Annotated in this window: 7 protein-coding genes and 1 pseudogene; 4 read left to right on the top strand and 4 right to left on the bottom strand. The window is 64.0% G+C overall.

Annotation, left to right across the window (positions count from 1 at the left end; all coding sequences use genetic code 11):
* Positions 1-349: 349 nt before the first annotated feature.
* From ACR2JI_RS11730 to ACR2JI_RS11720, 3 genes are all read left to right on the top strand, one after another.
* Positions 350-604 carry a hypothetical protein gene (locus ACR2JI_RS11730; RefSeq protein WP_526390248.1) on the top strand — a complete coding sequence of 85 codons (255 nt, stop codon included), beginning with the start codon at positions 350-352 and terminating at the stop codon, positions 602-604.
* A gap of 681 nt (positions 605-1,285) precedes the next feature.
* A complete protein-coding gene (locus ACR2JI_RS11725; protein ID WP_526390247.1) occupies positions 1,286-2,209 on the top strand; it encodes a spirocyclase AveC family protein in 924 nt (307 codons plus the stop codon).
* A 5-nt stretch (positions 2,210-2,214) separates the two neighbouring features.
* Positions 2,215-3,012 (top strand): SDR family NAD(P)-dependent oxidoreductase, encoded by a 798-nt coding sequence (locus ACR2JI_RS11720; RefSeq protein ID WP_526390249.1) that lies wholly within the window; start codon positions 2,215-2,217, stop codon positions 3,010-3,012.
* A gap of 179 nt (positions 3,013-3,191) precedes the next feature.
* Here ACR2JI_RS11720 and ACR2JI_RS11715 read toward each other — a convergent pair whose 3' ends face one another.
* The 4 genes from ACR2JI_RS11715 to ACR2JI_RS11700 all read right to left on the bottom strand — a co-directional run bounded on the left by ACR2JI_RS11715 (position 3,192) and on the right by ACR2JI_RS11700 (position 7,022).
* Positions 3,192-3,689, bottom strand: a complete 498-nt coding sequence (locus tag ACR2JI_RS11715; RefSeq protein ID WP_526390246.1) for a CAP domain-containing protein — start codon at positions 3,687-3,689, stop codon at positions 3,192-3,194.
* Between the two features lie 301 nt (positions 3,690-3,990).
* The gene (locus ACR2JI_RS11710; protein ID WP_526390245.1) at positions 3,991-4,770 is read right to left on the bottom strand and encodes an SDR family oxidoreductase; all 780 of its coding nucleotides are present in this window, start codon (positions 4,768-4,770) and stop codon (positions 3,991-3,993) included.
* Positions 4,771-4,812: 42 nt separating this feature from the next.
* On the bottom strand, positions 4,813-5,877 hold the full coding sequence (locus ACR2JI_RS11705) for an acyl-CoA dehydrogenase family protein (protein WP_526390244.1): 1,065 nt from the start codon (positions 5,875-5,877) through the stop codon (positions 4,813-4,815).
* Positions 5,874-7,022: an acyl-CoA dehydrogenase family protein gene (locus tag ACR2JI_RS11700; protein WP_526390243.1), complete on the bottom strand. Its 1,149-nt coding sequence runs from the start codon at positions 7,020-7,022 to the stop codon at positions 5,874-5,876. Before ACR2JI_RS11700 ends, ACR2JI_RS11705 begins: the two co-directional genes overlap by 4 nt.
* Before the next feature lie 129 nt (positions 7,023-7,151).
* Between ACR2JI_RS11700 and ACR2JI_RS11695 the strand changes: the two are divergent.
* Positions 7,152-7,440 (top strand): annotated as a pseudogene (locus tag ACR2JI_RS11695) (hypothetical protein); the annotation flags it as partial.

Below are 7,440 nucleotides of genomic sequence, written 5' to 3'. Positions count from 1 at the left end.
GCGCTGGTGTTCGTCAACCAGACGACCACGGTTGGTTCGACGGCCCCTACAACCTTGACTTCCGCAGTGAGCGTGGGGTTGGAGAAGGTTGACGGTCGGTGGCTGATCTCGAAGTTCGACCCCGTCTGACATGGACGGTACCGCGGCAGCTGACCGAACCAGAGGAGACGATGTGAACACGACGATGAATGTCTTGCGGACCAGCGCAGCTGCGATGCTCGCCGTTGCGGTCACGTTGGCCTCAGGCAACGGGGTTTCGCACGCCGCACCAGAAGCCGACGCTACTGACACAGCCTCGTGTACCTACACGCTCACGCCACCGTCCGTCACCACCGTATCCGGCACGACCATGGTGACCGCGTCTCTGACACCTGGACCGTGCAACGGCAACATTTCAATGAACTCGTTGACGGTGTGCGTCGAACTGCAGGGCTACAGCCCGCCCGAGTGCAGTTTCCAACCGATGTGGGACCCGGTGCGCGTCTTCTTCGCGCCATACCGAAGCGGTGCCACCTACATCGCGACCGGACGCGGTTGCGGCAACCTGCACCCGTCGGGCGTCGAACTCTGCGCTTCGGTCGGACCCTATCGGCAGACCCTCTAGCCGAGCGCGCAGTGATTCAGATGCGGGACACCATGGAATGTAACGATTTTGGCCTATCTCACTACGGACATCACCTTTAGGCAGGGCCTATTCTGTGGCGTGATCGGTCGCTAATATCGACCCTCGGGATATAGGCACTACCGGTGGACAGTCGCATGGGCGAGTGGCGGCGCCGGACACTGGCAGAACGCGGCGCGGAACCGGATTCTGAGGCACGGAGATGATGGGCCCGGATACTCGGCCGTGCTCTGGTGGCGTCGCGCCGCGGTGATTGGATCCGCGGCGTGGATCCATTGATCCAAGGGCTGGCTCTGCAGTCGATGATGGAGCGGTTCTGCTATGACTTGCCAGTCGCGGGCGCTTCGATGCGCTCCGAATCGGTGTCTCGGAGAATCGCCCACCTACTGTGGCCTAGTACAGCTAGTGCGCATGCCCCTTCAGTGGTCCGGTGCGTGAAGGGGAAGCTCACGGCTGCTGGATCCTGGATCCGAAACGCTCTGTGCTGCCCATCCGTCTTTCGACTAGTGTGTCGGTTATCTCGAAGACGTCAGGAGCAAGCATGGCAATCGGGGGCCGCACGACTCGGGTCGCACACGTCGGTACCGGCGTCATCGGGCGAACCGAAGCCAAGGCAGTTGCCTGGTCAATGCGCATCATCGAAAACCGACAGAGAGGCCGACGATGACAACCAGTGAACTACAGACGAACAGCGCATCAACGGACTGGCGGACGCGGTCGGCCGCCTGGTTCCCATGGGCGGTCGTGGGTGTACTGGCCGCGACCGTCGTCGGCACGGTGATCATCACCGACAACAATTCCGCCGAGCCGCCGTACCCGTCGGACCAACTCGATGACCCGATCGCGCCATGGGTCTTCAGCTACGTGTTCCCGGTCGTCTGGGCCTCGCTTCTGGCGCTGTTCATTACCCGGCTGGTCAGGAACCGCAGGTTCTCGATGCCCGCACTGCTGTTCCTGGCCGGGACCACCATGTTCTGGATCGAGTGGCCGGCGGATTGGGGCTCCTATCTGGTGTACAACCGCGACTTCGTGGCGTGGCCCGGTTGGACATCGACCTGGTACCAGACCTACTGGAAGCCGGTCGGAGTGATCTTCGGGTACGGCGTGTTCTTCGCAGTGGAATGCATCATCTTGCTCAAGGTCGTTCCGCCGCTCAGCAGATCTGTTCAGCGGATGATTCCGGCGCTGAAATCAACTGGGGCCTTGATTGTTTCGTGCATGGTCGTTTTCTACACGGTGGACATCCTCGGCGAACGCCTGATGACCGTGCTCGGGTGGTACTCCTACGCTGAGCCGGTGGGGCCGGCATGGACTTCGGATCGCGGCACCATCTCCTTCGTGTGGCCGGCTATTCCGTTCCTGTTGTTCGCCGTGGCCATCACACTGGCGACGCGCGCGGATCCCGACGGGAACTATCCGAACGAGAAGTTCTTCCGGGTCCACACCCTGAAGCCGGGTTTGACGCGTGAATTCGCCCGCCTCGCGGTGTGGATCACCACCATGAACGTCGCGATCTTCATCGCCCAGCCGCTGATCCTGGTCGTGGGGCGCATCCTGTTCTTCCACGACAGCGTGTACAACCCGTGACGGGAATGGCCAAGCGCCCACACGACGGCCGAACAGCGGTGGTTACCGGAGCGGGCCGCGGGTTGGGCAGGGCATCTGCCCACCGGCTCGCGCTCGAAGGCGCCACCGTGGTGCTGGTCGGCCGAGGCCCGGCGGCGCTGGAGACAGTCGCCGCCGAGATCGAGGCTGACGGGGGGCATGCGCGCGTGCTGGCCGCCGATATCACCAACGACGCCGACGTCGAACGCTTGCAACGGGAAGCCGGCGCGGTCGACATCCTGGTCAACAACGCTGCCGCCGAGGAAACCTGGGCCCCGGTGTCGATGGCCGACATCGATTCGTGGAAGCGGGTTTTCGACGTCAATGTGTTCGCAGCCGTCCGGCTGATGAAGGCATTCACCCCCGGGATGTCCGAACGGGGCTTCGGGGTGGTGATCAACATGAGCAGTATCGGCGGAAGCCAGCCCGCCCCGTTCCTGGCTACCTACGCGGCCAGCAAGGCGGCTCTGGATATGGTATCGCGCACTGCGGCAATGGAACTCGCGGGCGGTGGAGTCCGGGTGAACAGTATCGCCTCGGGCATCACCGACATGGGCAAGACCTATGAGTTGCTACCGTTGGGACTGCTGGCCGACGTGAGCCGCATCATCCCAGCGGGTCGCCTCGGTACCGAGAACGACATCGCCGCCGCGGTGTCTTATCTGTGCAGCGAAGGTGCGGCGTACGTGAACGGCCAAGTTCTCACTGTGGACGGCGCGATGACATCTGGCCAATGGGCGACGATGACGGTGATGGCGGCCAGCATGACGGAGGGTCAGCCCTGACTTCGGCGACTGCGCCGGGGTGCCGGCAACCACCTACCGTGCCGAAGCGCTCCATCACCTCAGATTCGGGTCACCGATGGACATTGTCCCGCCCTACCTCCAGTCCGAGAAGACGTTCGTGCCTATCCGCACGGGATCAGATTCGATTTCGAGCGCGCACCCGCACCCGCCACCGACCCCTATGCGGGCGCGCCGTACACCGCGACGACGACGCTGCGGTTCAGGCTGTTCTCCGACCACACCCCGATGGCGGTGTGGCTGCAGTCCTCCATGGCGGCGCGCGACGGCGGGTCCCACCACCACTGGCCCAGAATGTCGATTCCGTTGATCGCCATCGACGCATTGATGGCTTCGGTCTCAGCTACCGCGCCGGTGAAACCCGCGGCCTCCGCTCTGCTCTGCGGCGTCGAACCATCAGATCCGACGGGACCGTTGACATCATGATTGTTCATCGCATCCAAGGTATGACGCCGGGCGGCATCCACCAGACGCTCATCCAACCGCGGATTCGTCTGACAACCATTGTGCTTCTGCGCCGTGTAGATGTTGACGAAGACGCTGTTGTTCAACCTGCTGTTGTCCGCGTGCGCGGTGGGCGTCGCAGTTGACGCGACCATCACTGCGAACGAGCCGACTGCCACGATGCCTCGGCGTCCCAGGGACTTCCGATGTCTCATCGCCTGTCCTCAAACCATTGAACCTGCAACTTTACCTACTCAATTCCGAATAAGGTGGATGAATTACTCATTTGCGCCTGCTATCAGTTCCCTTGCGAGGACACGTCGAATGCTCGTCAACCCAACTTTGCGGGCGTGAGAGTGGCGAACGGAACTGCCACTGCTGGGCAGGGCAAAGAATCCCCACCGAGTAGGACACGAGGTAGTTCGCTGCGAATTCGTCGTCGGGAAGTATTCGCGCGAGTAAACGCCCGCGCACGTATGCCCCGCCAACGATGTCGCCGCCGCGGCCTTGACCCACCTACTTGGGTGCGAATCGTTGTGCGCCGTCCAGTCGCAAGACCTCACCATTGACGTAGCTGTTGGTGAGCAGGAATGTAACGGCATCGGCGAACTCGTCAGGTGTTCCAAGGCGCTTCGGGAACGGAACGTTGGCGGCGAACTTCGCGAGGGCTTCTTCGCCCACAGATTCCATCATCGGTGTTTTCATCGTGCCTGGGGCGACGGTGTTGACCCGGATGCCGGTGGAGCTCAGGTCGCGGGCCGCGGCGATCGTCAACCCTATGACACCGGCTTTGGCTGCAGCGTAGGCGCTTTGACCGATCTGGCCTTCGTATCCGGCGATCGAGGCGGTCAACACCAAAGCTCCGCGTTCGCCGTTGGCCAGGGGCTCTGCGGTCGCTACCGAAGCGGCGACCAGTCGCGCCATGTTGTAGGTGCCGTTCAGGTACAGATCGATCGTCTTGGTAAAGGTGCCGAAGTCCGCGGGGCTGCCATCACGACCTACGATCCGCTGCGCGACACCGAATCCGCCGTGCGCGACAACCCCGTACCGCAGCTGGCCGAGCTTGTTGGCCTGCGCGATCGCATCGCGAATGCTGTCCTCGCTGGTCACGTCGGTGCTTGCGAACAGCGCCCGACTGCCGAGTTCGTCGGCCAACGCCTTGCCCTTGTCGGCGGCGAGGTCGGCGATCACGACACCCAGACCCTCGGCGTGCAGCCGACGAACCACTGCCTCGCCAAGGCCTCCGGCGCCACCGCTGACGATCGCCGATGCGCCCTCGAATTGCTGCACAGTCACTTGTTTTCCTCCATTGCAGTTGCGTTTGATCGAGTGAGTCAGTTAGCCGGTAACCATTTCCCACGGGTCCTCGGCGTCGAGCGCACGGTGACCGAGTCGGCGAGCGAATTCGTTGGTGGTGCCGAATTCGTTGACCCAGCTTTGGGCTCGAAGGGTGAACAGCCAGAGGGGATGTTCACGGGTGACGCCTATCGCTCCGTGGAGTTGGTGGGCGGTGGTGGTCACTGGAGCGACCGCTCGGCCCACAACGATCTTGGCGACTGTCACCGCGCAATCGGTGTGCGGGGAACCGAATCCATGTTCTTCTGCGGCAGCCACGGCTAGTTCGACGGCCGCGCGCGCCCGTTCGATTTCGCCCGCCATTTCCGCCAGGGATTGCTGGACGGATTGAAACGCGCTCAGTGGACGGCCGAACTGCTGCCGCCCGCGGGTGTGCTCCACCGTGAGTCGCGCAGCGGCATCAAGAACGCCGATTATCTGTACGCATCGCGACCACGCCCCCCGGGTCTGGAGCTCGGCGGCCGTCGAGGCGACCGCGATGTGCAGCGAATCGGCCGGCACATCGAAGTTCATCGCATCGCGCGGTTCGCCCGCCAGGTTGTGTGCGTGGTGAACGGTGGTGGTTGCCGGATCGAGCACCCCGACCAGCAGCCGGTCTCGATCGCGGGCAGCCAACACGGTTGTGCACGCCCTCGCCCACGGCACGGCCTGCGCCGTTCCTTTGATGCGGCGCCCCTCAAGGTGGGCGTCGGCAATGGCCACGGTGAGGGGCCCGTCGGGCAGGTCGAGATCGTGGCATTGAGCGAGCCAGCCGGCGAGCGCGTCGGTCTCGGCCAGGGGGACCGCGGCCGCATGCCGAGCCAGCCCGTACAGGGCTACGGCCAGTTCGCGTGGCCCGGCCTCCGATCCCGGTGCGCTGGACAGCCGCGCCAGACCCGTCTCCTGCAGGTTGTGCCACAGCTCGGCGTCGAGGTGGTTGGGCACGACGCGCTGGCCGAGCGCTCTGTCGTATGACCGCTGGCCGAGTTCGTCGACCAGATCACGAAGTTCGGCGTCATCGTCCCTCTGGTGCGCGGCGGCGAACACGCCCCCGGAGAGTGTGCTCATCTGAGTCCCATTCCGCGAGCGACGACGCCTCGCAAAACCTCGTTGGTGCCGCCACGCAGGGTGAACATCGGCTTGTGCATCACGGCGGTCTCGAACATCGCCATGACGTCCGGAGTCATCGTCGCCGACTCGAGCAGTTCGGAGACCAACTCAACCGAGTCTGCCTCGAAGCGGGTGCCGAGATCCTTGACCAGGGCTGCCTGATTGGCCGCGTCGCCGCCCTCGGTCAGTGCGCGCGCCACCGCCAGGGACAGTTGGCGCAGCGAGATCAAGCGTGCCAGCAGCTCTCCGACACCTGCGGCGTCGTGTTCGTCGCGGTTGGGGCGGGATTTGAGTATGCGGATTGCTGCGAAGATCAATGGCGCGGTGGACATGATGCGGTCGGGACCGCTTCGTTCGAAGCTCAGCTCAGAGGTCACCTGGTGCCAGCCATTGCCGATCTCGCCGAGAACGTTCTCGTCCGGGACGAGAACCTGTTCGAGGATGACTTCGTTGAAGTGGTGTGCCCCCGACATCAGAATGATCGGTTCGATGCGGACGCCGTCGGCCGAACACGGAACGAGGAACTGACTGAACCCGGCGTGACGGTGCTGGGGATCCAGCGGGCTGGTGCGGGCCAGTACCACTACCTGATGGGCATGGTGAGCTCCGCTGGTCCACACCTTGGTCCCCGACAGAAGCCAGCCACCATCGGTCCTGACAGCTTTGGTCTGAGCTGCAGCCAGATCGGATCCGGCGCCGTGTTCACTCATGCCGATCGACGAGAAGAGCTTTCCGGCGACGATTTGGGGGAGCAGGCGCTCCCGCTGTTCCTCGGTGCCGTGGTTGAGCAGGCTGGGTGCGACCTGCCGATCGGCGACCCAGTGTGCGGCTACCGGCGCTCCGGCCGCCATCAGTTCCTCGGTCGCCACATACCGATGTAAGTGGCCCATGTCGTGCCCGCCGTACCGCGTGGGTATCGTGAGGCCGAGGAATCCTGCGGCGCCCAGGCGGGCGGAGAAGCCCTCGTCCCACCCGGTCACCCACGAGTCGACAAGGGGCTGCCACCCGAACTCGGCGCGGTCGGCACGCAGGAAGTCGCGCACCGCGTAGCGCAATTTGACTAGATCGGGGTCGCGGGCGCTCAGCGAATCAAACGAAGTCACTGCGAATCTTCCGTCACGGTCACGTCGAACCCCTCGTCGGCACTCGGCGGCAGGCTGGCTAGAATGTTATAACTATATAGCGCATTAAACCGCGGAGTTACGCGCCTGCAGACCCAAGAGCGAGGCTTCATGAGTCAGGTTGTTTCAATCGGCACCTATCTGCCGGCGTGGACGTCGTACGGCCGATGCGTGGCGGGTCCGGACGAGGACGCACTGACCATGGCGGTTGCCGCCGGACGCGCCGCGGACCCCGGGGCCACCGCCCAGCGAGTTGTCCTGGTCTCACGCGACTTCCCCCTGCTGGAAGGGGGCAACGGAGGCGTGCTCCTCGCGGCCTTGTCGCTGTCCGCCACTACCGCGGTCAGCGAGGTCATCGGGGGTGCGCCGGCGGTTCTCGACCAGATACTCAGCGCCGCCG

Source organism: Mycobacterium sp., from assembly GCF_051006775.1.
In the GTDB taxonomy this organism is placed as follows: domain Bacteria; phylum Actinomycetota; class Actinomycetes; order Mycobacteriales; family Mycobacteriaceae; genus Mycobacterium.
Note: the sequence above shows the minus strand (reverse complement) of the source record. Positions and strands in the feature narration are given on the sequence as shown.